Source organism: Acinetobacter sp. T_3_1 (genome assembly GCF_025377055.1).
GTDB classification, from domain to species: Bacteria; Pseudomonadota; Gammaproteobacteria; order Pseudomonadales; family Moraxellaceae; genus Acinetobacter; species Acinetobacter kookii.
Genome location: NZ_JACHVD010000013.1, coordinates 20595 through 44668 on the forward strand (window position 1 = coordinate 20595; position 24074 = coordinate 44668).

The 24074-nt window shown below is 47.6% G+C and carries 24 protein-coding genes; 21 read left to right on the forward strand and 3 right to left on the reverse strand.

What is annotated here, in order from left to right:
* Positions 1–2: 2 nt before the first annotated feature.
* From rlmD to H4I94_RS12080, 21 genes are all read left to right on the forward strand, one after another.
* Entirely contained in the window at positions 3–1394 is a 1392-nt protein-coding gene (gene rlmD / locus H4I94_RS11980) for a 23S rRNA (uracil(1939)-C(5))-methyltransferase RlmD (RefSeq protein WP_261183234.1), read from the forward strand.
* Positions 1395–1423: 29 nt separating this feature from the next.
* Positions 1424–3730 carry a RelA/SpoT family protein gene (locus tag H4I94_RS11985; protein WP_092820294.1) on the forward strand — a complete coding sequence of 769 codons (2307 nt, stop codon included), beginning with the start codon at positions 1424–1426 and terminating at the stop codon, positions 3728–3730.
* A gap of 233 nt (positions 3731–3963) precedes the next feature.
* Positions 3964–4602 carry a beta-ketoacyl synthase chain length factor gene (locus H4I94_RS11990; protein ID WP_261183235.1) on the forward strand — a complete coding sequence of 213 codons (639 nt, stop codon included), beginning with the start codon at positions 3964–3966 and terminating at the stop codon, positions 4600–4602.
* A complete protein-coding gene (locus H4I94_RS11995) occupies positions 4587–5396 on the forward strand; it encodes a lysophospholipid acyltransferase family protein (RefSeq protein WP_261183236.1) in 810 nt (269 codons plus the stop codon). The genes H4I94_RS11990 and H4I94_RS11995 overlap by 16 nt, the downstream gene beginning before the upstream one ends.
* Entirely contained in the window at positions 5393–5653 is a 261-nt protein-coding gene (locus tag H4I94_RS12000) for a phosphopantetheine-binding protein (RefSeq protein WP_092820297.1), read from the forward strand. Before H4I94_RS11995 ends, H4I94_RS12000 begins: the two co-directional genes overlap by 4 nt.
* Positions 5654–5662: 9 nt before the next feature.
* Positions 5663–5911, forward strand: a complete 249-nt coding sequence (locus tag H4I94_RS12005) for an acyl carrier protein (protein ID WP_092820298.1) — start codon at positions 5663–5665, stop codon at positions 5909–5911.
* Positions 5908–6462, forward strand: coding sequence for a septation protein IspZ (locus tag H4I94_RS12010; protein ID WP_131274367.1), 555 nt, complete (start codon positions 5908–5910; stop codon positions 6460–6462). The genes H4I94_RS12005 and H4I94_RS12010 overlap by 4 nt, the downstream gene beginning before the upstream one ends.
* 12 nt (positions 6463–6474) lie before the next feature.
* On the forward strand, positions 6475–8145 hold the full coding sequence (locus tag H4I94_RS12015) for an AMP-binding protein (protein WP_261183237.1): 1671 nt from the start codon (positions 6475–6477) through the stop codon (positions 8143–8145).
* A gap of 12 nt (positions 8146–8157) precedes the next feature.
* Complete coding sequence (locus H4I94_RS12020; RefSeq protein WP_261183238.1) at positions 8158–8892, forward strand: glycosyltransferase family 2 protein; 735 nt, start codon at positions 8158–8160, stop codon at positions 8890–8892.
* Between the two features lie 55 nt (positions 8893–8947).
* Positions 8948–9826: an acyltransferase gene (locus H4I94_RS12025; protein ID WP_409976762.1), complete on the forward strand. Its 879-nt coding sequence runs from the start codon at positions 8948–8950 to the stop codon at positions 9824–9826.
* Positions 9826–11358, forward strand: a complete 1533-nt coding sequence (gene hutH / locus H4I94_RS12030) for a histidine ammonia-lyase (protein WP_261183240.1) — start codon at positions 9826–9828, stop codon at positions 11356–11358. The genes H4I94_RS12025 and hutH overlap by 1 nt, the downstream gene beginning before the upstream one ends.
* A 19-nt stretch (positions 11359–11377) precedes the next feature.
* A complete protein-coding gene (locus tag H4I94_RS12035; RefSeq protein ID WP_261183241.1) occupies positions 11378–11797 on the forward strand; it encodes an acyl-CoA thioesterase in 420 nt (139 codons plus the stop codon).
* A 68-nt stretch (positions 11798–11865) separates the two neighbouring features.
* Entirely contained in the window at positions 11866–12450 is a 585-nt protein-coding gene (locus H4I94_RS12040; protein WP_261183269.1) for an outer membrane lipoprotein carrier protein LolA, read from the forward strand.
* Positions 12425–14758: an MMPL family transporter gene (locus H4I94_RS12045; protein ID WP_261183242.1), complete on the forward strand. Its 2334-nt coding sequence runs from the start codon at positions 12425–12427 to the stop codon at positions 14756–14758. Before H4I94_RS12040 ends, H4I94_RS12045 begins: the two co-directional genes overlap by 26 nt.
* Before the next feature lie 11 nt (positions 14759–14769).
* The gene (locus H4I94_RS12050) at positions 14770–16068 is read left to right on the forward strand and encodes an NAD(P)/FAD-dependent oxidoreductase (RefSeq protein ID WP_261183243.1); all 1299 of its coding nucleotides are present in this window, start codon (positions 14770–14772) and stop codon (positions 16066–16068) included.
* A 1-nt stretch (position 16069) separates the two neighbouring features.
* Entirely contained in the window at positions 16070–16621 is a 552-nt protein-coding gene (locus H4I94_RS12055) for a DUF3261 domain-containing protein (RefSeq protein WP_261183244.1), read from the forward strand.
* A gap of 11 nt (positions 16622–16632) precedes the next feature.
* The gene (locus H4I94_RS12060) at positions 16633–17832 is read left to right on the forward strand and encodes a beta-ketoacyl-[acyl-carrier-protein] synthase family protein (protein WP_261183245.1); all 1200 of its coding nucleotides are present in this window, start codon (positions 16633–16635) and stop codon (positions 17830–17832) included.
* Positions 17829–18266: a 3-hydroxylacyl-ACP dehydratase gene (locus H4I94_RS12065; protein WP_131274358.1), complete on the forward strand. Its 438-nt coding sequence runs from the start codon at positions 17829–17831 to the stop codon at positions 18264–18266. The genes H4I94_RS12060 and H4I94_RS12065 overlap by 4 nt, the downstream gene beginning before the upstream one ends.
* A complete protein-coding gene (locus H4I94_RS12070) occupies positions 18263–18988 on the forward strand; it encodes a 3-ketoacyl-ACP reductase FabG2 (protein ID WP_092820310.1) in 726 nt (241 codons plus the stop codon). The genes H4I94_RS12065 and H4I94_RS12070 overlap by 4 nt, the downstream gene beginning before the upstream one ends.
* Positions 18988–20208, forward strand: coding sequence for a beta-ketoacyl-ACP synthase (locus tag H4I94_RS12075; RefSeq protein ID WP_261183247.1), 1221 nt, complete (start codon positions 18988–18990; stop codon positions 20206–20208). The genes H4I94_RS12070 and H4I94_RS12075 overlap by 1 nt, the downstream gene beginning before the upstream one ends.
* 20 nt (positions 20209–20228) lie before the next feature.
* A complete protein-coding gene (locus tag H4I94_RS12080) occupies positions 20229–20663 on the forward strand; it encodes an excinuclease (RefSeq protein WP_261183248.1) in 435 nt (144 codons plus the stop codon).
* Positions 20664–20785: 122 nt separating this feature from the next.
* Here H4I94_RS12080 and secF read toward each other — a convergent pair whose 3' ends face one another.
* From secF to yajC, 3 genes are read right to left on the reverse strand one after another with little or no spacing between them, the layout of a single operon-like run.
* Positions 20786–21754: a protein translocase subunit SecF gene (gene secF / locus H4I94_RS12085; RefSeq protein WP_261183249.1), complete on the reverse strand. Its 969-nt coding sequence runs from the start codon at positions 21752–21754 to the stop codon at positions 20786–20788.
* 10 nt (positions 21755–21764) lie between these two features.
* Positions 21765–23666: a protein translocase subunit SecD gene (gene secD / locus H4I94_RS12090; protein WP_092820314.1), complete on the reverse strand. Its 1902-nt coding sequence runs from the start codon at positions 23664–23666 to the stop codon at positions 21765–21767.
* Positions 23667–23717: 51 nt separating this feature from the next.
* Positions 23718–24047, reverse strand: a complete 330-nt coding sequence (gene yajC, locus H4I94_RS12095; RefSeq protein WP_086195837.1) for a preprotein translocase subunit YajC — start codon at positions 24045–24047, stop codon at positions 23718–23720.
* Between the last annotated feature and the right edge of the window lie 27 nt (positions 24048–24074).

The window sequence follows — 24074 nt, forward strand, 5'->3', positions numbered from 1 at the left end:
TCATGAAACATAGAACCAAGCCACGTCCAGCTCAGCATCCGATTTATACGTTTCAGGTTGAGTCTCTTTCACATGAAGGACGGGGAATCGCGCACTATGGATCGCATCCCGATCATCCGAGTGACAAGCACGGTAAAAAAGTTTTTATTGCATATGCCTTGCCGGGGGAGACGGTTAGAGCACAAATTACCCATGTGGTGAAACGTTTAGAAGAAGCCGATTGCGTAGAGATCCTGAGCGAGCCTTCACATTTGCGTGTTCAGCCGCAATGCCCGCATTTTGGTGTTTGTGGTGGTTGTAATATGCAGCATATTCAGCAAGATAAACAAATTCGACTGAAACAGGATGTCTTGAAGTCGCATCTGGAACATTTTGCCGGCATCCAGCCTGAACAATGGTTGGCACCTTTACGCTCACAACGTGAAGACTACCGCCGTAAAGCACGTATCGGTGTGCGTTATATTCCAGCCAAAGAGCAGCTGGTGGTGGGCTTTCGTGAACGCCAAAGCAATAAGCTGACGCCGATTGACCGCTGTATGGTGCTGGATCGTGAATTTGGCTCCATGACCGAACTGAAACAACTACTCCAAAGTCTAAAGGGCAAAGCAGCGATTGGTCATGTAGAATTGGCCATGGGGGATCAGGATATTGCACTGCTGGTGCGCCATACTGAAAAATTGTCATCCGATGATGTCAACCAATTAAAACAGTTTGCGTTAAACAGACAGTGGCAACTGTATTTGCAGCCTGCAGGGGGCGACAGTTTGCATCGTGTCGATGATCCGGCCGCGGCGATGCGTTTGCATTATGCTTTGGACGAATTTGATGTGAAATTTGGCTTTAATCCGCTTGATTTTACTCAGGTCAACTCCACCATTAACCCGCAGATGGTGAAGCTGGCATGTGATTTGCTTCAATTGCAGCAAGGTGAGCGTGTACTCGACCTGTTTTGTGGTTTAGGAAACTTTTCTTTACCCTTGGCGCGTTGTGTCGGTGAAACCGGACAAGTGGTTGCTGTTGAAGGAAGTGAGGAAATGGTTCAACGTGGTGCAGAAAATGCCGAGAAAAACGGTATAAGTCACGTAAAATTTTATTCACAAGATTTAACAAAAGATTTTGCGCATCATTCTTGGGCAAATCAGGGATTTGATGCATTATTGATTGATCCTCCACGCTCAGGGGCGGAGGAAATAATGTATTATGTGCCCAAATTTGGTGCAAAAAGAATCGTTTATGTGTCATGTAATCCTGCCACACTGGCGCGAGATGCGGGAGTGCTGGTAAAACATGGTTATCGATTAAAAAAGGCTGGGGTAATGGATATGTTTACCCATACGGGACATGTGGAATCTATTGCCTTATTCGAAAAATACAACGAAATAAACGATTTATAATATGAAGTGTAAAAAAGTAGGAGTAGGGTATGGTCACAGTACGTGAGCAGCTTCCTGGACGTCTCAATGAGTTGTCGGAGGAAGCGACTGTAGAACATGCCGAACAAGCCCAACAAGATTTGGCTGAATGGTTAAATCGGGTTCGTGGCATATTAGATGATACGGCGCTAAAACAACTCGAAGATGTAGCGCATTTAACTTTGCAGAAAGAACTGCAAAGTACGGTCAACCATCGTTCCAATACCTTCTATACCGGCATTGAAATGGCCGATATTCTGGCGCATCTGCATGTCGATGAGGCGACCTTGTCTGCCGCAATGCTATATCGTAGCGTTCGTGAAGGCGTGATGACGCTGGAAGAAGTGCAGGAGCATTTTGGCGAGCAAGTCTATGGCCTGGTGCAAGGCACACTGGCGATGGGGAAGCTGTCCGAGCTGATTGAAAAGAACAAGCGTCTGGAAGACCACTTTAATAACAACCAGCGTGAACATTTAAGCGGCATTTATAAAATGCTGATTGCCGTGACTGAAGATGTTCGCGTGGTGTTGATCAAGCTGGCCGAACGTACCTACGCCTTGCGTGAACTGACCCAAGCTTCTCGGGAACGCCAGGAACGTGTTGCGCGTGAAATTCTGACCATTTACTCGCCTTTGGCACACCGCCTGGGGATTGCCCAGCTGAAATGGGAGCTGGAAGATCTCGCTTTCCGTTATCTAGCCCCGGAACGTTATAAAGAAATCGCCTCCTTGCTGAATGAGAAGCGCCTGGAGCGTGAGCAGTACATTCAGTTTGTGATTGATAAGCTGAAAACCGAACTGGCCAGCCATGGAATTGAAGCCGAAATTAGCGGACGGGTGAAGCACATTTATTCGATTTATCGAAAAATGAAAAGCAAGAACTTAAGCTTTGACCAGCTGTACGATATCCGTGCGGTGCGGGTTCTGGTTAAAACCGTACCCGAGTGTTATCACTCCTTGGGCATTGTGCATCAAATCTGGCGCCATATTCCGCATCAGTTTGATGATTACATTACCAATCCCAAGGCCAATGGCTACCGTTCATTGCATACTGCCGTGATTGCAGAGAACAAGTCGCTCGAAGTGCAAATCCGCACCAAGGATATGCATGAAGAAGCCGAGCTTGGGGTATGTTCGCACTTCAACTATAAAGAAGGTGCCAAGAATACCGATCATTCCTTCAATCATCGTTTACATTCATTGCGTGCCGTACTGGAACATTACCAGGAACGCAATGATGCCAGTGCGCATAAAGTAGAGGATGAGCCAGAAAATTTTGAACAGATTCAAGATTTTGAAGGCTTTGAAAAAATTTATGTGTTTAGCCGCGATGGCGATATTAAAGAATTGCCGCGTGGTTCGACTGTTTTGGACTTCGCTTATCACGTGCATACCGAAGTGGGGAACAAGTGCTATGCCGCACGGGTGAACCAGCGCTATGTGCCGCTGACCTATACCCTGAAAACCGGTGAGCAGGTTGAAATCTTAACCAAGAAAGATCGCGAGCCGAACCGGGACTGGTTGGTCAATTCGCTGGGTTATATTAAAACTGCCCGCGCGCGGGATAAGCTGCGTCACTGGTTCAGACAGCAAGACCGCAGTAAAAATCTGGAAGTCGGCCGTGAAATTCTCAACAAAGAGCTTTCACGCCTGGCGATTCATCCCAAAAGTATTGATTTAAGTGACTATTGCAATCATTTCAATGTCAAGTTGGGTGAAGATATCCTGATCGGACTGGTGAATGGCGACATCAGCCTGCATGCCCTGATCAATCAGGTCAACCGTCATATGCATATCGGTCAGGATGAGCCTGAACTGGTACTCAAACCGACCTTGAATCCGCGTGCCAGTCATACCCTGTCTGCACATGGCATTTTAATTGACGGTCTGGACAATGTGGAACTGCATATTGCCCAGTGTTGTCAGCCGGTGCATGGTGAATCCATTGGGGGATATATCACCCTGAATCGTGGCGTCAGTATTCACAAGGTGGCCTGTCCGGATTATGTACGCATGATTTCCCAGGAACCTGAACGTGCCGTCGAAGCCGATTGGGAAATGCAGCCGACCCGTGGTCAAAGTGTACAGATTGTTGTTGAGGCTTATGACCGCCGTGGTCTGCTCAAAGACCTGACTCAAGTGATCTTCTCGGATCAGATCAATATTCGTCAGGTGAATACCATTTCCGAAGCGGATGGTATTGCCAACATGAAATTGTTGATTGAGGTGAAAGGTTTGGCCCAGTTATCCCGTCTTTTGGCACGTTTGGAACAACAGCCGGGCATTATCAGTGCGCGTCGTTTGGTGCAAGGCAATTAATCCAGCATTGCACTGATGCCATAAAAACCAGCAACAGGTGTTGCTGGTTTTTTTATGCCTGATCGGTTTTTTAAGGGTTTTTAAACAAAATAAACAATGAAATCAAAACTATAATTTTAAATAATCAATATTATACAAGATACATTTTGTGTAATTTTTATTACAAATGCTATAATCCGACCCATTAAAATAGCCTCGAGCTAAAATATTTTAGGGTATGGAAAATTAGGGCAATGCTTCAAATCAATGTGTCACAACTGTGCATAAGTCGTGCCGATGAAACCGTTGCCGCCTTAGAACAAATTCCAGCCATGCAGCGCAGACGTTTGTCAGGGATTGCCAAACTCGCGTTAAGCAGTGCTATTCAATCGCTGAATTCCAAATCGGCAGATTATATTGTCTGGGCTTCACAATATGGCGATGAACATAAGACTTTAAAAATTCTGGCCGATGTACTACAAGATCAGACGCCGTCACCGACCCAGTTTTCAACTTCCGTACATAATGCCATTGCCGGACTGTATTCCATTTTATGTCAGGATGCGACCCCATCGACCAGTCTGGCGGCTTCGTGGAGTGAAGCCCTGATTGAAGCTTATGCCTGGTTAAAAACCGCAACGCAACCGAATCCACGCGTTCTGGTGGTGTATTACGATGAGACATTACCGGAAATTTATCACGAAGCTGAGCCTTTTATCGCTTTTGCCATGTCGGCAATGGTGAGTCTTGAAGCGCCCAACCTGCAATTGGATATACATGCGCTAGGCAACCATCGTCATAAATATATTGATGCGCAGAATTTTTATGATTTCTGGCAGCAATCTGAACAGCGTCTTGATTATCCTCAAACTCAGGCATGGCAAAAATGTTAAAGCGCGATCAAATCAAGCAAAAAGCCAACTACCTGTGGCGTGTGGGCGCAACCGGTTTCAGTTTCGCCAGTTTCGGGATTGGCGGCGTGGCCATTGGGGGGCTAATTGCACCCTTAGTGAAACTGTCGACTCAGAATCCCGGTTTAAGGCAGCAGCGTACCCAAAAAGTCATTAAGCATAGCTTCAAGGGCTTTACCGAAATGATGGTAAAACTCGGAATTATGACCTATGACATTGAAGGCCTGGAAAAATTACAGCACAGTAAGCAGGAACTGGTGATTGCCAACCATCCTACCCTGGTGGATGTGGTGGTGCTGATCGGGCTGATGGAACAAGCCAACTGTGTAGTTAAGCAGGCTTTATGGTCAAATCCATTTACCAAAGGTCCGGTGCAGAATGCCGGTTATATTTTAAATGCCGGTTCGGAACTGTTTATTCATGATTGCGTGGCAAGGCTAAAGCAGGATCAGGCAGCATCGTTGCTGATTTTTCCTGAAGGTACCCGGACTGCAAAAGGCGAGTTGCTGAACGAATTTCAGCGCGGTGCGGCCAATATTGCCATTCGTGCCAACGTGCCGATTCGTCCCGTATTAATTAGCTGCACGCCTTCAACCTTAACCAAGAATGAAAAGTGGTATCACGTTCCTTCCAAGCCTTTCCATATTCATGTGAAGGTACTGGATGCCATACAAGTCGATGATCTGCTCGAGGATGTAACGGTGAATCCGAAACACGTGCGTCAGCTGAATCATCAATTACACCAATTTTTTAACCAAGAGTTATCTAAAAAATGAGCAATCTTGCTGATGAATTAAAGCAAATGATTATTGATGTTCTGGCCCTTGAGGACATCAGCATAGATGATATTGAAACCGAAGCACCTTTATTTGGGGATGGCCTGGGTCTGGATTCGATTGATGCACTGGAACTGGGCCTGGCGCTGAAAAAGCGTTACAACATTCATTTGAATGCTGAATCGGCGGAAACCAAACAACATTTTAAATCAATTCAAAGTCTGGTGGCTTTGGTTGAAGCACAGCAACAGGCATAAGAGGTAGTGATGCTAACTCAGGAACAAGTACTTGAAAAATTAAGAGAATGGATGGAAGATCTGTTTGAGATTAGCCCTGAAGATGTGCAGCTGGATGCAAATTTAGCCACCGATCTGGACGTAGACAGTATCGATGCGATTGATCTGGTGGTCAAAATCAAGGAATTGACCGGTAAACAGGTTAATCCTGAAGACTTTAAAAGCGTACGCACAGTACAGGATGTGGTGACTGTGATTCAGAACATGTCTGCTGCATGAAACTGATCTTTAAAGGGATAGTGGCAATCGGGTTGATGCTCTATCCCTTTTTAGTGGGCTATAGTTTGGCACATGGACAATATGTCTGGGTCAGCAGCCTGCTGATTGTTTTGGGCTTATTGCGTCTGTTCAGCAAGGGCAATGCCTTGCTGTGGCCCTTAACCGGATTTGCTATTTTGTGTGGCAGTCTGAGCCTGATTTTAAAAGATCATGCCTGGCTAAAACTGTATCCGGTGTTGATGAGTGTGGGGGCATGTATGATTTTTGCCTCGACTTTAATCCGCCCCCCATCCATGATTGAGCGTTTTGCCCGATTGGCAGAACCGGATTTGCCCGAAGCTGGGGTGATCTGGACCCGAAAAGTCACCTTTGTATGGTGCGGTTTTTTTGTATTGAATGCCCTGATTGCCTTGGCGACCGTACTCTTTGCCTCTATGCAGGTCTGGGTATTGTATAACGGCTTTATTTCCTATGTGTTGATGGGGCTGTTACTACTGGGCGAATTTATCTTGCGTAAGCGACAGCAGCGCTTAAATCAACTTCAGGAATAAAAACAGAATATTATGTTGTGTCATTTTCAAAATCATCTCCATTCACTGAAACCGCTGTGTATTCAGCCTGATTTAAGCCAGATCCGCTTTCAGGATTTCTGGCAGGATGTGATGCAACAAAGTCATGCCATTGAGGCACTTTCACAGGAAAGTTGGGCGCTTTGGGAACCTGATAGTTACCATTTTTTAGTGCTGTTATTTGCAGCACTGCTGGCCAAAAAACAGGTACTGCTGCCTCCGAACCGGGTCAGTGATCTGGAAAAAGAACTGGCCGGGCAGAATATTTATTTTTTACAGCGCCAGCCTGTATCCCATAGCTACAACCAGCCGATTGAACTCGATCTGGATGATGCCTTTCTGACTCAGGCACAGCTTTATTTTTATACGTCCGGTTCTACCGGACAGCCGAAAAAAATCCCGCGCAGCTTGCGTCAGTTGCTGAATGAAGTGCAGGGGCTGGATGCCAGTTTTCAGTTGCCTGGGCAGGCGATTGCGATTGCCACGGTCAGTCATCAACATATTTATGGTCTGCTGTTTAAGTTGCTCTGGCCACTGGCAAGCGGTCGCTGCTTTTATCAGGCACAGCTGGCATTTCCTGAAGATGTCGCCGATATCCAGAAAAAATTAACTGTTTTCAAGATGGATAATTATGTGATTTCCAGTCCGGCACTGTTAAAACGCTGGACTCAGGATGTGCTGCTGCAAGACTGTTTAACGGTCTATTCCTCTGGTGGGAAACTGGAATCCGGTGTAAGACCCTATCTGAACCGTCCGATTACCGAAGTGTTTGGCAGTTCGGAAACCGGCGGCATTGCCCACCGGCAGCAGGATGATGCCTTGTGGATACCCTTTGCCAATGTCGATATACAGACCAGTGCACAACAGGAACTCCAGGTCAGAACCAATCATGCCTTTAGTGAAGACTGGATTTTTACCGGTGATAAAGTAGAGCGGGTTGAAGCCGGCAATTTAAAAAGTCCATTCCGTTTGTTGGGGCGTTTGGACCGGATTGTCAAACTGGAAGAAAAACGTTTAAGTCTGGATGCCATCGAGCAAAAAATTGTCGAGCTGGATGACATCGTACAATGTCATGTGCTGATTCTGGAACGGGAACATCGCCAGATTTTAGCCTGTGTTGCGGTATTGTCCGAGCAGGCCAGACAGCAACTGCAAAAGGGCAGCAAAGCGCAGTATATTGCGGCCTTAAAAGCCCAACTGAAAGCCAAACTGGAAAGCATTGCCATTCCAAGACAGTGGCGTTTTTTGACACAATTACCGCAAAACTCCCAATCCAAGCTGAATAAACAATACATGAAATCCTTATTTCAGCCTATGTTATTGCCTATTGTATTGGAACAACAGCATGTCGCGGATTCGGCATCCTACCGTTTGGAGTTTTCACCTGAACTGGAATGCTTTAAGGGGCATTTTCCAGATTATCCTATTTTTCCAGGGGTGGGGCAGATCGGGTTTATTCAGCATTTTGCCCGCCAGACCTGGGCCGATTTGGAATGGTGCAATGGTTTCGAGCAGTTGAAGTTTCAGGATCTGATCAAGCCTTTTATGGTGCTGCAATTGCAATTGACCAGAAAATTGCACAAAGTCAGTTTTGAACTCACCCATGCGGATCAGACCTTGGCCTCTGGACGATTGCTGTTTAAAACGCCGAGCGATCAGATTTAAAGGTAGATGTATATGCAGCAATGTTTTGTGATTCCGGTTTATAACCATCCTCATTATATTGAGGCTTTGGTCGCCCATCTGGAACAGTTTCAGAAACCGATCATTCTGGTCAATGATGGCAGTGATGCTGCATGTACTGCACTTTTACACCGCATTGCTGAACAGCATCCAAGTGTGGAACTGGTGGAACATGGTCATAATCAGGGCAAAGGCCAGGCCGTGATCACCGGGTTGCGTCATGCCCATAAGCTGGGTTTCAGTCATGCCTTGCAGCTCGATTCGGATGGTCAGCATGACTGGCAGGATGTGGCAAAATTTCTGCAAATTTCCCAACAACACCTGGACGCAATGGTCATCGGACAGCCGGTTTTTGATGAATCGGTGCCAAAAAAACGCCTGTATGGCCGTTATGCCACGCATATCTGGGTCTGGATTAACAGCCTGTCGTTTGACATTAAGGACAGCATGTGCGGTTTCCGGGTCTATCCCTTAGCCTCAACCATTAAAGTGCTGGATTCGGCAAAATTTCAGCCACGTATGGGCTTTGACAGTGAAATTCTGGTGCGTCTTAAATGGGCCAATGTGCCTTTTATCAATGTGCCGACCAAAGTCATTTATCCAGAAGACGGTATTTCTCATTACCATGTCTGGCGCGACAATCTGGGCATGAGTAAGGCTCATGCCAAATTGCTGGGCGGGATGCTGATTCGTTTGCCAAAATTGCTGGCACAGAAAGTAAAAGGTTGATTCTGTGGCCGAGCTGAATTCAGGTAAATGGAGTGATATTCAGGAACGTGGCGGCATGACCTCACTGAGTCTTGTGCTGGCGTTCTACCGTCTGGGTGGCCGATGGCTGTGTCGGGTATTGATGTATTTTATTATCTTATGGTACTGGCTGTTTGCGGCTGCCGCACGTCAGGCTTCACTGCAATATCTGACCCGATTGCACCATTTTGCAGGTAGAAATTCTCCATTTCTGCATACGCCGAGTCTGGCACAGAGCTATCGGCATTTCATGCAGTTTGGGGAATGCATTCTGGACAAAATTGAGGGCTGGCTGGGTAAAATCCCAGAACAGCAACTGGTTTTACATGGACATGAATATTTTCGTGAGCATTACCAAAAAGGCGCGGTGATTGTGGTGTCGCACTTTGGCAATATTGAATTGCTGCGTGCCATTAAGTCGGAACATCCGCAAAAAATTAATGTTTTGGTCTATCAAAAGCATGCCACCAAATTTAACCAGTTCTTAAAAAAGCTCAATGACCATGCTGATGTCAATCTGGTTTCGGTGGATGAACTGGGGATTGAAACAGCCTTGGTGCTGCAAGAAAAACTGGATCGCGGAGAATGGGTGATTGTTGCCGCAGACCGTGTGCCGGTGCAGTCGGATCGGGTACAGTCGATTTCATTTTTAGGCGAAGATGCAAACTGGCCGCAAGGGGCGTGGATTCTTGCCAGTTTGCTGAAAGTTCCGGTGCTCGCCGTGTTCTGTTATCGCGTGGCCGACAGCTTTGAAGTGCATATTCACGCGATTGCCGAACAGCTGAATTTTCCACGCAAAAACCGTCTGCAAGCCATGCAAACGACGACCCGTAAATATGTGGAATTACTGGAGCAGCACTGTATTCGTGCGCCCTATCAATGGTTTAATTTTTATAATTTTTGGAACAAAGATTAATGCAAGTTTTAGTTGTTGGGGAAAATCCGCTATCAATTGAAGATGTCGTCGCTGTAGCGCGTCAGAAAAAATCGGTCGCTTTACCGGCCAGTGCTGAATGGTGCGAATTGATTCAACGCGGTGCCGATTTCCTGGATCAGTTGCTGCAAGATGAAGGCGTGATTTATGGCGTGACCACCGGTTATGGCGATTCCTGTCTGGTGGAAATTCCAGCCCATCAGGTCAATGAACTGCCTTTGCATTTATCGCGTTTTCATGGTTGTGGTCTGGGTCAAAACCTGGACTTAATTAGCGCACGTGCAGTCGTGGTGACACGCCTGTGCTCGCTGGCACGTGGCTATTCAGGTGTTTCACATGCCTTGCTGCAACGTCTGGTGTGGATGCTGAATGAAAACGTGATTCCGGTGATTCCTTCCGAAGGCTCGGTTGGGGCCAGTGGGGATTTAACACCATTGTCTTATATTGCCGGTGCTTTGGTCGGTGAACGTGATGTTTACTATCAGGGGCAGATTGTTCCGATTGGCCAGGTCTATGCAGAAAAAGGCATGCAGTCTTTGGTGATGCGTCCTAAAGAAGGGTTGGCACTGATGAACGGTACGGCGGTGATGACCGCGATTGCCTGCCTGAACTATAAAAAAGCCGAACAGATCAGTTTGGCCAGCACCTGCATTACCGCACTGAATGTCTTGGCCTTGGAAGGTAATCCGAGCCATTTTGATGAAGTGCTGTTTGCGCAAAAACCGCATCCGGGCCAGCAGCATATTGCCGCGCAGCTGCGTGACTGGCTGAACAGTGAAGTGCAAACCGAGCATCAGAGTTCACGCCTGCAGGACCGTTATTCGCTACGCTGCGCACCGCATATTATTGGCGTGTTTGAAGACTCGAAAGTATGGCTACGCCAGTTTATTGAAAATGAACTGAATTCCAGCAATGACAATCCGCTGATTGATCCGGTGAATTTGCGTGTGTTGCACGGCGGGCATTTTTATGGCGGTCATATCGCGCAGGCCATGGACAGCCTGAAAATCATGATCGCCAATATTGCCGACCTCATGGACCGGCAATTGGCGCAACTGGTCGACTATAAAATGAACAATGGTTTGCCGCGTAATTTAACCGGGGCAACCGATGAGCGCTTGCCGCTGAATCATGGCTTTAAAGCGGTACAGATTGGCGTGTCGGCATGGACGGCAGAAGCCTTGAAACAGACCCTTTCGGCTTCGATTTTCTCGCGCTCGACCGAATGTCATAACCAGGACAAGGTCAGTATGGGCACCATTGCCGCGCGTGATGCCAGCCGCGTCATTGTATTAACGGAACAGGTCATTGCGGCACTGTGCTGTGCCAGTGTGCAAGCCATCCATTTAAAAACCCTGGATGAAAAATTGTCTGAAGTCCTCGACACATTTAAGGCGTGGGTATTACAAACTTTTGATTACGTGGTGGAAGACCGTCCATTACAGGGCGAATTACAACACTTGGTCGACCGACTGGAAAATCTGGAATTATTGAATAGCGCACTTGTTCGCTAAATCTGACGGGAAACAGACTATGCATGCCGATGTAATAATTGAAGTGCCATTTCATGATGTAGATACCATGGATCTGGTCTGGCATGGGCATTATTTGAAGTATTTTGAAATTGCGCGCTGCAAGTTGCTGGACCAGTTTCAGTATAACTACAAGCAGATGCGTGATTCCGGCTATGCTTGGCCGGTGATTGAAAGCCATGTACGTTATGCGCATGGCATCCTGTTTGAGCAGAAAATTCGGGTGCGTGCCATTTTAAAAGAATGGGAAAACCGCCTGAAAATTGAATACCAGATTTTTGATGTGGAAAGCGGTAAAAGGCTGACCAAAGGCTATACCACCCAAGTGGCGGTGCATATTGAAAGCCGGGAAATGTGTTTCCAGTCACCGCAAATTTTATTGCAGCGTTTACACGCCTGGTCTGAGTTTAAAGCGGAGTAAAGCAGATGACCTTTCTCAATCTACCACGTGCAGCAGGATTATTCCTGGCAGGAGTTCTGTCTCTGACCATGTTGCTGTCGCAAGCAGTGCATGCGCAAAATCCGCAGCTCAGACAAATCTTTAGCCAGCTCTCTGAAACGCCAACCGTGCGGGCCAATTTTGAACAGCAAAAAAAACTGGCAAGCATGAACAAGACCTTCGTGTCCAAAGGCACGGTTTTGTTTTCCAAGTCACAGGGCGTAATCTGGAAAATCCAGACTCCGGTCAAGGCCGACCTGATTGTGACCCCACGTAAACTGGTACAGAAAACCCAGCGCACGCATAGCCAGATTGAAATTGATAAATCTCCTTATGGCTCGGTCGCGACCATGTTCCTGCAGCTGATGTCGGGGAATGAAGCGGCTTTGGCCAAAAACTTCAATGTTGTTTCGGCCAGTTACAGTCCGGCACAGTGGAGTGTGGCCTTAACCCCGAAAAGCAGTTTGTTTAAGAAATTATTTGTCCGTGTTGATGCACAAGGGCAGCGTTATGTGGACCGTATCGTGATTCGCGAGAAAGCCAATAACAGCACCAGCATTCGCTTTAGCCAGCAAACCACCCAACCCCAAACCTTAACGGCTGAGGAAAATGCACTTTTCCAACTGGCAAAATAAATTTACTGCGCTCTGGCTGATTGTACTAAGCGTGATTGCCATCGCGCTGGGTACGGCTTGGTTGAAAAAAGACATTCATATTCAAACCAATATCTTTGCCTTACTGCCGGAAGCCCATCATGATCCCCGCTTGGAACGGGCGCAGCAATATGTCAGTCAGCAGCTGAATGACAAGGTCTTTGTGGTGCTGAATGCCAAAGATGATGCTGCCCTGAGCAATGCCACAGCGACTTTTAAACAGAGCGTAGCGGCAACAGATTTATGGCAACCTCTACATGCACAGCTGGACAGTGACAGGTTTGCCCAGGTGTTATATCAGCATCGTGCCGGTCTGCTGTCATCCGCGGATCAAAAGCTGCTGGAGCAAAAAGATTATGCCGCGCTGAGCGAACAGGGCCTGTTGCAGATCATGAGCCCGGGCATGCCGGTGACTGCTGAGCTGTTACAGCAAGACCCGCTCTTATTATTTCCACGCTATGCCGTGGGCTTGTCCAGTTTACAGGGCAATCAGGATATTGAACTTGAAGATGGCTTTGCCACCATTCGCGATGAGCAGGGTATTTCCCGCCTTATCGTTCTGGAGCTCAAAAATAGCCCTTACAATATTGATTACCAGGAAAAAACTGCTGCATGGATTGAGCAGTTAAGTTTAAAGCTGAAACAGATGCAGGTACAGCCGCACTGGACCGGGACCTTGCTGTTTGCCCAGTTCGGCACCACCTCGGCGGAAAAAGAAATTTCCACCATTGGAGTCGGTTCGACCATCGGGATTTTTCTGTTGGTGCTGTTCGGTTTCCGCTCGGTTCGTCCGATGCTGACTGAAATGGTTGCCGTCGGTACCGGCTGTCTGGTGGCCTTTGCCATCACCCATTGGGTCTTTGGTGAAATTCACCTGATGACCCTGGTGTTTGGGGCCAGTCTGGTCGGGGTCTGTGTCGATTTTTCATTTTACTTTATGGCCATGCAGTCACAGCATCGGCAGATTGACGGTTTTGCCGTACTCAAACCGCTGTTGCCCAGCCTGTTTATGGGCCTGATGACCACTCTGGTCGCGTATATTTTCTTGAGTTTTACCCCATTTCCTGGCTTTAGGCAGATTGCCGTATTTTCCATGGTGGGACTGGCTGCGGCATGGATCACCAGCGTTTTATTGTTGCCAAGATTGCCGCCTTTAAATGCCGAACCGGCGATTCGCCGTTTGAGTTTTATTGGCAAGGCACGCTCCTGGGTACAGGCCAGCAAGGGCCTACGTTATGGTATTATCTTGATCATTGCCATGATTACAGGCAGCAGTCTGCTGTTGCTGCAAAGCAATGATGATATCCGTAACCTGCAAAGTATAGATAAGACGCTCCAGCAGGAAGATCAGTATGTCCGTGAACGCTTTATGCAGCAGCAAAGCAGCGAATACTTTGTGGTGCATGGCGATACGGTGCAGCAGCTGGAACAGAATGAACAGCAACTGCTACAGAAATTGCAGGTTTTGCAGAACCAGAACAAGCTGGAGGGTGTTCAGGCCTTAGGCCAATGGCTACCCTCCAAAGCAGAGCAGCAACACAATATTGCATTGCTGCAAGCCATTCCAACCAGTGCTTTACAGGACTACGCTACGGCATTGCAGCTGAATCCGGCCGAGGTGGTGGCCTGGCAAAAGCAGCTTTCTCAGCAGCCTTTACTCAGCCCAGCCGAAATGAGTCAGCATCCTTTGGCTTTTTTACAAATGAGCCCAACCGAGCGTCTGGTGCTGCTACAAAATGTGCATGATGTGGCTGCCTTGCAGCAGCTGAATAGTCCGCAGGCACAGCTATTGCGTCCGGTGAACCTGTTGTCCGAACTGTTCCAGCAGCACCGTATTCAGGCACAGTGGTTACTGGTTTCAGCCTTAATCTGCCTGATGATTGGCTTGGGCATCATTTATGGCATCAAGTCGATTTTGCCTTTGGTGCTCCCGGTCAGTCTGGCCTTAATGACCACCTTTGCGATTCAGGCCTGGCTGGGTGTAGAAATCAATCTGTTCAGCATCATGGGCACTTTCCTGATTATCGGGATTGGGGTGGACTATGCCATTTTCTACCGGCACGGGCATGATCATCCGCAAGTGGTTGGCATGGCCTTATTCCTATGTATGATGTCGACCTTATTAGGTTTCGGGTTATTATCCTTTAGCCATACCTATGCCATTCACTGCTTTGGCTTGACGGTATTACTTGGGGTTATTTTTTCATTTATCTACGCAACATTGTTTACATCTTCCGATGCCGGACATGTTGTGCTTCAACAGTATCAGCCAAAAGAGCTGAGAGAATAAGGTACAGTGCAATGAGCACCACACAACACACAGATGTATTGATTATCGGCGCAGGGCCATCGGGGAGTTCGGCAGCAGCATTACTGCGCCAGAAAGGCTATCAGGTCACGATCATTGAAAAACAGCATTTTCCACGCTTTTCCATTGGCGAATCATTGCTGCCGCAATCCATGGTTTTTTTAGAGGAAGCCGGCTTGCTGGATACGGTACGTGAGCATGTCGAGCAGTTTGCTTTCCAGTTTAAAAATGGTGCAGCTTTTTTAAAGGGCGCGCAGCGCAGTTTTTATGATTTCCGCGAGAAATTTAGCGACGGTCCGGGTACCACCTGGCAGGTGCGCCGTGCCAATTTTGACCATTTGCTGGCACAGCAGGCAGAAAAATACGGTGCCGATATCCGTTTTGGTCATGAAGTGATTGATGTCAATGTTGAGCTGGAACATCCGGTACTCACGGTCAAAGATGAACAGCAGCAGGTCTATCAGATTCAGGGCAGGTTTTTACTGGATGCCAGCGGTTTTGGCCGCATCTTGCCAAAATTTCTGGATCTGGAAAGCCCGTCCGATTTTCCGGTACGCCGTGCCGTGTTTACCCATATTGAAGATGGCATTTTAAATGACCCGGAATTTGACCGGGAAAAAATCCTGATTACGGTGCATGCCAAAGACCCACGCGCCTGGTACTGGCTGATTCCCTTTGCCGATGGCCGTTCCTCTTTCGGGGTGGTGGCAGAACAGGATTTCTTTGAGCGCTATGGCTTTAAGGGCAGTGCCGATGATGATCTGGAAGCCTTGCTGAAGCGTATTCTGGCAGATGAAGAAAGCCTGTCGCATGTGCTGCGCAATGTCAAATTTGACACGCCGGTACGTACCCTGGTGGGCTACTCTGCCGATGTCAAACATCTGGCCCAGCGTAACTATGCCTTACTGGGCAATGCCGGTGAATTCCTCGATCCGGTGTTCTCTTCCGGTGTGACTATTGCCCTGAAATCTTCCAGTCTAGCGATTCCTCTGGTCGATCAGGTGCTGCAAGGCCAGCCGGTGAACTGGATGGAGCAATATGAAAAACCGCTGCGTCAAGGCATTCAGGTATTCCGTGCCTATGTGGAGTCGTGGTATAGCGGTGAATTTCAGGATGTGGTGTTCTCGAAAAATCAGGAGGACAAAATCCGCCGTATGGTTTCTTCCTTACTGGCCGGTTATGCCTGGGACAGCAGTAATCCAATTCATAAAAATGCCAAAAAGCGTTTAAATACTTTGGCAGAATATTGCCGTGATCCACAGCTACAGCAAACAGAACTGAATGGTGCTTAAGATGAAACTGAAATGGACGGGGATGTTCATCGGCGCAGTCCTGCTGTGTGGCGGCTGTCAGTCCATGCTACCTCACGCACCAGGTCTGGCAACGGCTGCTTGGGTTGCACAGAATTATCAGCGTCAGGATCAGTTAGAAATTCAGTGGAAAGACCAGAGTTTCAGTTTTTTGCTGTATCAGCAACAGCAGGGTTCAAAGCTGGAAATGCTGGCTTTGACCCTGACCGGACAGCAATTATTCAAGCTGAGTTTTGATGGTCAGAAAGTGCATGTCGAACAGCGCATCGAGCAAATGAAGCTGTTGCCATTTGAATTTGTGGTGCGCGATATTCTGTATGCCACCTATCCGGATTTTGCCCGCTTACAGCAGCAGAATGTCCGTATTGAAACTTCGGCTCAGACCCGGAAAGTATGGATCAATCAGCAGCATGTGCTCAATATTCAGCAGCAGGATGATGTGGTTGAGCTGGATAATCTGCAGGTGCCGTACCAGATGGTCATTACTCGCATCAACGATGGCTTAGCAAATATTGATGTGGACAGCACTGAATAAGAGGGATGGGTATGGACGATAAAATCACGACACAACATCCTGCAGTGGGCATTCAGTTTAGTGTGGGTTTATCCGCACTCGGAAATACGGCTGAACAGATCAAACAGGCGCTGACTACGCCGCAAAATACCTTGAGCTTGGTTTCAGGATTTATTCCAGAAAAACAGGTTTGGGTGGGGGCTTATCAACAGTCCTTAATCGATAATATTCCAGCATTTTTGCAAGATGTAGATTCGCGTAATCTACGTTTTGCCTTAACCGCTTTAAGTTCAATTGAAACCGAAATCAGTGACTATACCGCGCAATTCGATCGTAAGCGTCTGGCGATTATTCTGGGCACTTCGACTTCAGGTATTGCCGACAATGAAAAACTGCTAAAACAGTATTTCAACCATCACACCGAGATTGAAATCGGTCACTATAAACAGGAAATGGGCAGCCTGGCCAAAAGCCTGCAAATGTATCTGGGCTGGGAAGGTCCGGCATATACCATTTCGACTGCCTGTTCTTCCAGTGCCAAAGCCATGGCGGCAGGACAGCGCCTGATTAATGCCGGTCTGGCCGATGCTGTACTGGTTGGGGGTGTCGATACCCTATGTAAACTGACATTGAATGGTTTTCATAGTCTGGAAAGTCTGTCTAATGATTTATGTCAGCCCTGTGGCGCACAGCGTGACGGCATCAATATTGGTGAAGCGGCCGGGCTGTTTTTATTGTCCAAAGAAACGGCACCCGTCATGCTGATGTCAGCCGGCGAGTCGATGGATGCCTGGCATATTTCTGCACCGCATCCGGAAGGCAAAGGCGCAGCCGAAGCCATGCAAAAGGCGCTGGATATGGCGGGTGTTACAGCTCATGATATCGGCTACTTGAATATGCATGGTACGGCAACGCCACAAAATGATGCCATGGAAATCAAAGCCGTACAGACGGTGTTCCAGCATTATGATGTGCCCATCAGCAGCAGCAAACATAAAACTGGGCACTGCCTGGGTGCGGCCGGTGCCATTGAAGCAGTGATTTGCCAACAGGTTTTGGCTGATCAATCCTGGTTGCCGCTGCATCATCCGGGAAGCATTGACCCGGAACTAGATGAAGCCAACTATGTGCTGGATGCAGCATTACAACAACCGGTCCATTACGTAATGAGCAATTCATTCGCGTTTGGCGGCAGCAATATTAGTTTGATTTTTGGAACAAAACTGAAATGATGGATGCAGTACAGTTTATCCCGCATGAACAGCCGATGGTGTTTGTCGATCATCTGATTGAAGCCAATGATGTGTTTGCCATTGCCGAACTGGTCATTCGGCCTGAACTGATGTTTTGTGAGGCGGAAGGTTTACCGACCTGGACCAGTATTGAACTGATGGCCCAGACCATTAGCGCTTATGCAGGACATAAAGGGCGAATGTCAGGCTTGCCGCCTAAAATCGGATTTTTATTGGGTACGCGTAAAATGCAGTTGCCCGTGCCTTATTTTGCTTTGGGGGAAACCGTACGGATTAAAGCGGAACAAGGTTATTTACATGAGGGGCTGGGGCAGTTTCAATGTGAAATTGAATACCGGGAACATCGTTTTAGTGCCATGTTGAGTGTATTTGAGCCGCCAGAAATGAAAGAAGAGATCAGGAAGTCAGTGTGAGTAGACGAATTTTAGTAACAGGTTCAAGCCGCGGAATTGGTAAAGCGATTGCCTTGCAACTGGCACAGGCAGGATTTGATGTCACCGTCCATGCACGCTCCAGACAACAGGAAGCCGAACAGGTGGTGCAGGAAATTCAGGAATTGGGACAAGCCAGTCATGCGTTGTTATTTGATGTAAATGATCGTGAAAAAGTGCTGCAATTGCTGGAACAGGATATTGCAGAACATGGCGCATTTTATGGCGTGGTATTGAACGCAGGCTTAACCCGGGATGCGGCATTTCCGGCCTTAACCGACAGCGACTGGGATGAAGTGGTCTCAACCTCACTGGACGGTTTTTATAATGTGCTCAAACCTTTGGTGATGCCAATGATTCGTCTGAAACAGGGCGGCCGCATTGTGACTTTATCTTCGGTTTCAGGTTTAATGGGTAACCGGGGACAGGTCAATTACAGCGCCGCCAAAGCAGGCTTAATTGGCGCGACCAAGGCCTTGGCACTGGAACTGGCGAAACGCAAGATTACCGTAAACTGTGTAGCACCGGGTCTGATCGAAACCGAAATGGTCACTGAAGAAGTCAAAGAACATGCCTTGAAGATGATTCCTTTACAACGTATGGGGCAGGTCGATGAAGTCGCCAAGGTCGTAAAATTTTTATGCAGTGATGATGCCAGCTATATCACCCGACAGGTGATTTCAGTGAATGGGGGCTTGATTTGATGAAACGTGTTGTGGTCACGGGCATGGCCGGGATTACCTCTTTGGGTGAAACGGCCGATCAGGTTTTTAGTCAATTTGAGCAGGGCAAAAGCGGCATTCGCTATATGCCGGACTGGGAAGTGTACACGGACTTGCGCAGCAAGCTGGGCGGTCCGGTCGAAGCCTATACCATTCCCAAGCATTTTAACCGTAAGGTGACCCGCGGCATGGGACGGGTGGCCTTAATGTCCACGGTCTGTGCCGAAAAAGCCCTGGAAGATGCCGGCCTGTTAAATGACCCGATTTTAAGCAGTGGTCAGACTGGTGTGGCCTTCGGTTCCTCTGCAGGCAGCATCGATGCGATTGGCGAGTTTGGCAGCATGTTGATTGATAACAACATGAACAAGCTGAATGCCACGACTTATATCCGTATGATGTCGCATACCAGTGCCGTCAACATGACCGTTTATTTTGGCTTGAAAGGTTTAACCTTACCGACATCCAGTGCCTGTACGTCAGGTTCCATGGCAATTGGTCAGGCTTATGAAGCGATTAAATATGGCAAGCAGACCGTGATGCTGGCCGGTGGGGCGGAGGAACTCAGCGCCGCAGGTTCTGCGGTGTTTGATGTGCTGATGGCCACCAGCAGCCAAAATGAACATCCGGAAAAAACACCGCGTCCATTCGATAGCAAGCGTGATGGCTTGGTGGTCGGTGAAGGGGCTGGCTGTTTAATTTTAGAAGAATATGAACATGCCAAAGCGCGCGGTGCCAAAATTTATGCAGAAATTATTGGTTATGGCAGCAATACCGACGGTCAACATGTGACACGTCCAGATTCGGAGATGATGGGGCGCTGTATGCAGCTGGCTCTGTCAGATGCGCAAATTCCGGCAGACCGGATTGACTATGTCAATGCGCATGGGACATCTACCGATCAGGGCGATATTGCAGAAACGCAAGCCACCGCTCGCGTAGTGGGTAAAAAACCGATCAGCTCATTAAAAAGCTATTTCGGGCATACGCTGGGCGCATGCGGAGCAATTGAAGCATGGCTCAGTATTGAAATGATGCAGCGTAGCCAGTTTATCCCGACATTAAACCTGGATGAAATTGATGCGGCCTGCGGCGATCTGGATTACATCGTCAAACAGTCAAGAAATATGCATGCCGACATTATTATGAGTAATAACTTTGCTTTTGGAGGAATCAATACCTCCCTGATTTTTAAACGTGTCTAACAACAACTAGAGGGTACATCATGTTCATCAAAAAATTAGCACTGACAGCTGCATTGTGTTTGGGTGGGGTTGTTTCAGCTCAGGCTGCAGATCAAATGCATGACTTCAACTTTCAGGAAGCGGTCAATCGTGCGGTTGCTGACGGTACACTGGACGGTTCGGTTAAATTTTATTTGGCTGGAACCAAAGCGGGCGGCAAAGTGATTAAAAAAGGTTTGGTCACTAACAAGAAAACCAACGGTTTTGCCAAATCTGCTGAAAGCTCATGTGATCATGTCTTGCGTTCAGCTTTAATCCAGTTCCAGAATACGGCAAAAGCCAACGGTGCCAATGCAGTCACCAATATTGTGAGTTTCTATAAGTCTAACGAAACCAAGAGCACCACGACGTACAAATGTGCCAAAGGCATGGCTGTTGCAGGCGTAGCTTTAAAAGGCGATCTTGCAAAGCTATAAGCTTGATTGGCATCTGATTTTTAAATATCGAGTTGAAGCGATAGCTTTTTGTATTTTTAGCTCAGATAAAAAAGCCCATCGCATGATGGGCTTTTTTATCGAATTTAAAGAAAGTACAGAAATTACTTTGGAATTTCCTGTTCTTCATCAAATTCAGGTTTCACCTGTACAATAAAGTCCTGACGGTTCAGGCCACGCCATAATGCAAATGCAGTACCAATATAAATTGAAGAATAGGTACCGACAAATACACCAATAAACATCGCAATCGAGAACCAGTGCAGACCTTCACCACCCAGGAACATCATCGCTACAACGACCAGCAATAAAGTCATGGAGGTATGGATGGTACGACGTAAAGTTTCCGTTAAGGAAATATTGACAATTTCACGCGGGGTTGCACCACGGATCTTGCGGAAATTTTCACGGATACGGTCGGATACCACGATGTTATCGTTTAACGAGAAACCTAACAGCGCAAGAATTGCGGCCAAGACGGTTAAATCAAACGGCCATTGCATCATGGCAAAAATACCAATGGTGACAATCACGTCATGGAATAACGAAAGCACCGCACCGACCGCCAGCTTGAACTCAAAACGAATAGTCACGTAAACCAGCATGAGCAATAAGGCCAGGGCAACGGCACCTGCCGAACGAACATAAAGCTCGTTACCGACCTGTCCACCGACAGAATCCACTTTATGCACGACTGCAGGGTTGTTCGGTAATTGCGCCGCTTTGGTGATGGCGTTATTCAGATCTTCTACTTCAATGTCCTGAACAGGCATACGAACCAGAAGGTCTTTGTTGCTGCCCAGGGTTTGCACCACGGCATCTTTAAAACCGGCCTGGTTCAATGCCTGAACAACTTCGACCTGATTGGCAGGCTGTTTATAGTTCAGCTCGGCAGAGACACCGCCAGTAAAGTCCAGACCGAGGTTTAGACCTTTGGTGGCAATAAAGAAAATACTGGCCAAGGTTAAAAGAATAGAGATGATTGCCGCCGGTTTGGCAATCTTCATAAAGTCAATGATGCGCTCATCATCCGGGCGACCGTATTTCTTTTTCGGTTGAGTCATATCAGTCATCTTCGATCTCCTAAATGCTCAACTTTTTCAAGTTACGTTTTTTGCCATAAATAATCTGTACGATGGCACGTGTTACAGTAATGGCTGTAAACATCGAGCAGACAATACCGATCATTAATGTCACCGCGAAGCCCTTGATCGGACCAGTACCGATGGCAAACAAAATGAATGCAACCAGGAAGGTGGTGAGGTTCGAGTCAAAAATGGTGTTATAGGCCCGATCATAACCGGCGACAATCGCCTGTTTGGGCGAGGCACCCCATTTCATTTCTTCCCGTATTCGTTCACAGATCAGTACGTTGGCATCGACCGCCATACCAATGGTAATCACGATACCGGCAATACCCGGAAGGGTGAGGGAAGCGCCAATCCATGACATCACGGTCAGGATCATCGCCAGGTTAAAGACCAGTGCAAAGTTGGCAATCAGACCAAACAGGCGGAAGAACACCACCATCCAGATCGCAACCAGAAGGAAACCGATTTGAGTCGATAACACGCCTTTGTCAATATTTTCCTGCCCCAGGCTTGGACCAACCACACGTTCTTCAACGAAGTACATTGGCGCAGCCAAAGCACCAGCACGAAGCATCAAGGCAAGTTCAGCCGCTTCCTGTGGTGAATCCAGACCGGTAATACGGAACTGGGAACCCAGCACTGCCTGAATGGTCGCAGCATTAATGATCACCGATTCAGCATAAGGCGTACGAACTTCCGTTTGCGCACCCGTCACAGGATCTGGAACATAGCTGATCTTCTGCTTGTTCTCGATGAACAATACCGCCATGCGTTTACCTACTGCATTACGGGTGGCATCTGCCATCAGCTTGCCGCCAGCGCTGTCCAGGGTAATGTTTACTTCAGCACCGCCAGTATCCTGGCTAAAGCCGCTAGAGGCATTTTGTACACGCTCACCGGTCAGAATACGGTTGCGGTTGAGCAGTAATTCACGACCGCTATCCAGCGATTCATACGCAAAAGCTTCAGTGCCAGGAGGCAAAGCCTGACCGGTTGATTTGCCGGTATACGGGTCGATGTACTGGTCATTCAAATCGGAAACCAGACGGAATTCCAGGTTGGCTGTACGGCCTAAGACACGCTTCGCTTCAGCAGTGTCCTGAACACCCGGAAGTTCAACCACAATACGGTTGCTGCCTTGAGTTTGCACCAATGCTTCCGCCACACCTAACTCGTTAATACGGTTACGTAAGGTGGTTAAGTTCTGGTTCACGGCATAGGACTGAATTTCCTGCTTGCGCACGTCGGTATAGTTCAAACGTAAAGTTGAACCGGACTCAGAGGCAATCGCTTGCTGGTTGAATTCATTGCCGTTACGACGCAAGAAATCCATCACTGCTTCACGGTCGCCGTTATTGGCGAACTGAACGGTAATTGTGTTGTTGTTCAACGACAGGCTGTTGAATTTCAGCTTGTTGTCGCGCAATTGACGGCGCAAATCAGTCGCCGATGTTTCCATACGCTGACTGATGGCCTTGTCCATGTCCACTTCAAGCAGGAAGTGAACACCACCACGTAAATCCAGACCCAGTTTCATGGGTTTGGCACCAATTTTTTGTAGCCATTCAGGTGTGGTTGGCGCAAGGTTCAATGCAACAACGTAATCATCACCCAATCCGCGACGCAATACTTCTTTGGCTTTTAACTGTGCTTCAGAGGAGTCGAGACGTAAAAGGGCAGCATTATTGCTAAAGCTGTTGTCATGGCTTGAAATTTTTTCACTTTGTAATAATTGCTCTGCTTTTTGCACGATGCTCTGGTCAATTTGGGTACCAGCTTTGGCACCGGAAATTTGAACAGCAGGTTCATCGGGGTACAAACTAGGCAGGGCGTATAATGTGCTGACCACCAAAACCACGAGGATCAGCAGATATTTCCATGCTGGGTAACGCATCTGTTTTCTTCTTAAAATGAAAAAGTCGTGCAAGGGCACGACTAATTTTGATTAGAGGTTATTTAATGTACCTTCAGGAAGAACTGAAATTACACTTGCGCGCTGAATTTTTACTTCTACGCCACGGCTGAGTTCAACCACTGCAAAATCGCCTTCAATTTTAGTGATTTTGCCCATCAGGCCACCCGCAAATACTACTTCGCTTCCTACACCCAGGCTTTCAACCAAAGTGCGGTGTTCTTTGGCGCGTTTTGCTTGAGGGCGCCAGATCAGGAAATAGAAAATTGCGACAAATACCGCAATCATCAAAAGGTTGGTTACCAAACTTGGTTGTTGTGCAGCTTCGCCTGCTGCGTGAGCAGTAGAAATAAAAAGGCTCATTTCAATTTCCTAAACTAAAAAATGTAT

Bases quoted from the DNA above. Each gene is read 5' to 3' on its own strand.
- H4I94_RS12020 (WP_261183238.1), top strand. From the start codon at position 8,158: ATGCAGCAATGTTTTGTGATTCCGGTTTATAACCATCCTCATTATATT.
- H4I94_RS11985 (WP_092820294.1), top strand. From the start codon at position 1,424: ATGGTCACAGTACGTGAGCAGCTTCCTGGACGTCTCAATGAGTTGTCG.
- H4I94_RS12035 (WP_261183241.1), top strand. From the start codon at position 11,378: ATGCATGCCGATGTAATAATTGAAGTGCCATTTCATGATGTAGATACC.
- H4I94_RS12005 (WP_092820298.1), top strand. From the start codon at position 5,663: ATGCTAACTCAGGAACAAGTACTTGAAAAATTAAGAGAATGGATGGAA.
- rlmD (WP_261183234.1), top strand. From the start codon at position 3: ATGAAACATAGAACCAAGCCACGTCCAGCTCAGCATCCGATTTATACG.
- H4I94_RS12040 (WP_261183269.1), top strand. From the start codon at position 11,866: ATGTTGCTGTCGCAAGCAGTGCATGCGCAAAATCCGCAGCTCAGACAA.
- H4I94_RS12080 (WP_261183248.1), top strand. From the start codon at position 20,229: ATGTTCATCAAAAAATTAGCACTGACAGCTGCATTGTGTTTGGGTGGG.
- H4I94_RS12045 (WP_261183242.1), top strand. From the start codon at position 12,425: ATGCACTTTTCCAACTGGCAAAATAAATTTACTGCGCTCTGGCTGATT.
- secD (WP_092820314.1), bottom strand. From the start codon at position 23,666: ATGCGTTACCCAGCATGGAAATATCTGCTGATCCTCGTGGTTTTGGTG.
- H4I94_RS11995 (WP_261183236.1), top strand. From the start codon at position 4,587: ATGGCAAAAATGTTAAAGCGCGATCAAATCAAGCAAAAAGCCAACTAC.
- secF (WP_261183249.1), bottom strand. From the start codon at position 21,754: ATGACTGATATGACTCAACCGAAAAAGAAATACGGTCGCCCGGATGAT.
- H4I94_RS12000 (WP_092820297.1), top strand. From the start codon at position 5,393: ATGAGCAATCTTGCTGATGAATTAAAGCAAATGATTATTGATGTTCTG.
- H4I94_RS12075 (WP_261183247.1), top strand. From the start codon at position 18,988: ATGAAACGTGTTGTGGTCACGGGCATGGCCGGGATTACCTCTTTGGGT.
- H4I94_RS12025 (WP_409976762.1), top strand. From the start codon at position 8,948: ATGACCTCACTGAGTCTTGTGCTGGCGTTCTACCGTCTGGGTGGCCGA.
- yajC (WP_086195837.1), bottom strand. From the start codon at position 24,047: ATGAGCCTTTTTATTTCTACTGCTCACGCAGCAGGCGAAGCTGCACAA.
- H4I94_RS12055 (WP_261183244.1), top strand. From the start codon at position 16,070: ATGAAACTGAAATGGACGGGGATGTTCATCGGCGCAGTCCTGCTGTGT.
- hutH (WP_261183240.1), top strand. From the start codon at position 9,826: ATGCAAGTTTTAGTTGTTGGGGAAAATCCGCTATCAATTGAAGATGTC.
- H4I94_RS11990 (WP_261183235.1), top strand. From the start codon at position 3,964: ATGCTTCAAATCAATGTGTCACAACTGTGCATAAGTCGTGCCGATGAA.
- H4I94_RS12060 (WP_261183245.1), top strand. From the start codon at position 16,633: ATGGACGATAAAATCACGACACAACATCCTGCAGTGGGCATTCAGTTT.
- H4I94_RS12015 (WP_261183237.1), top strand. From the start codon at position 6,475: ATGTTGTGTCATTTTCAAAATCATCTCCATTCACTGAAACCGCTGTGT.
- H4I94_RS12065 (WP_131274358.1), top strand. From the start codon at position 17,829: ATGATGGATGCAGTACAGTTTATCCCGCATGAACAGCCGATGGTGTTT.
- H4I94_RS12050 (WP_261183243.1), top strand. From the start codon at position 14,770: ATGAGCACCACACAACACACAGATGTATTGATTATCGGCGCAGGGCCA.
- H4I94_RS12010 (WP_131274367.1), top strand. From the start codon at position 5,908: ATGAAACTGATCTTTAAAGGGATAGTGGCAATCGGGTTGATGCTCTAT.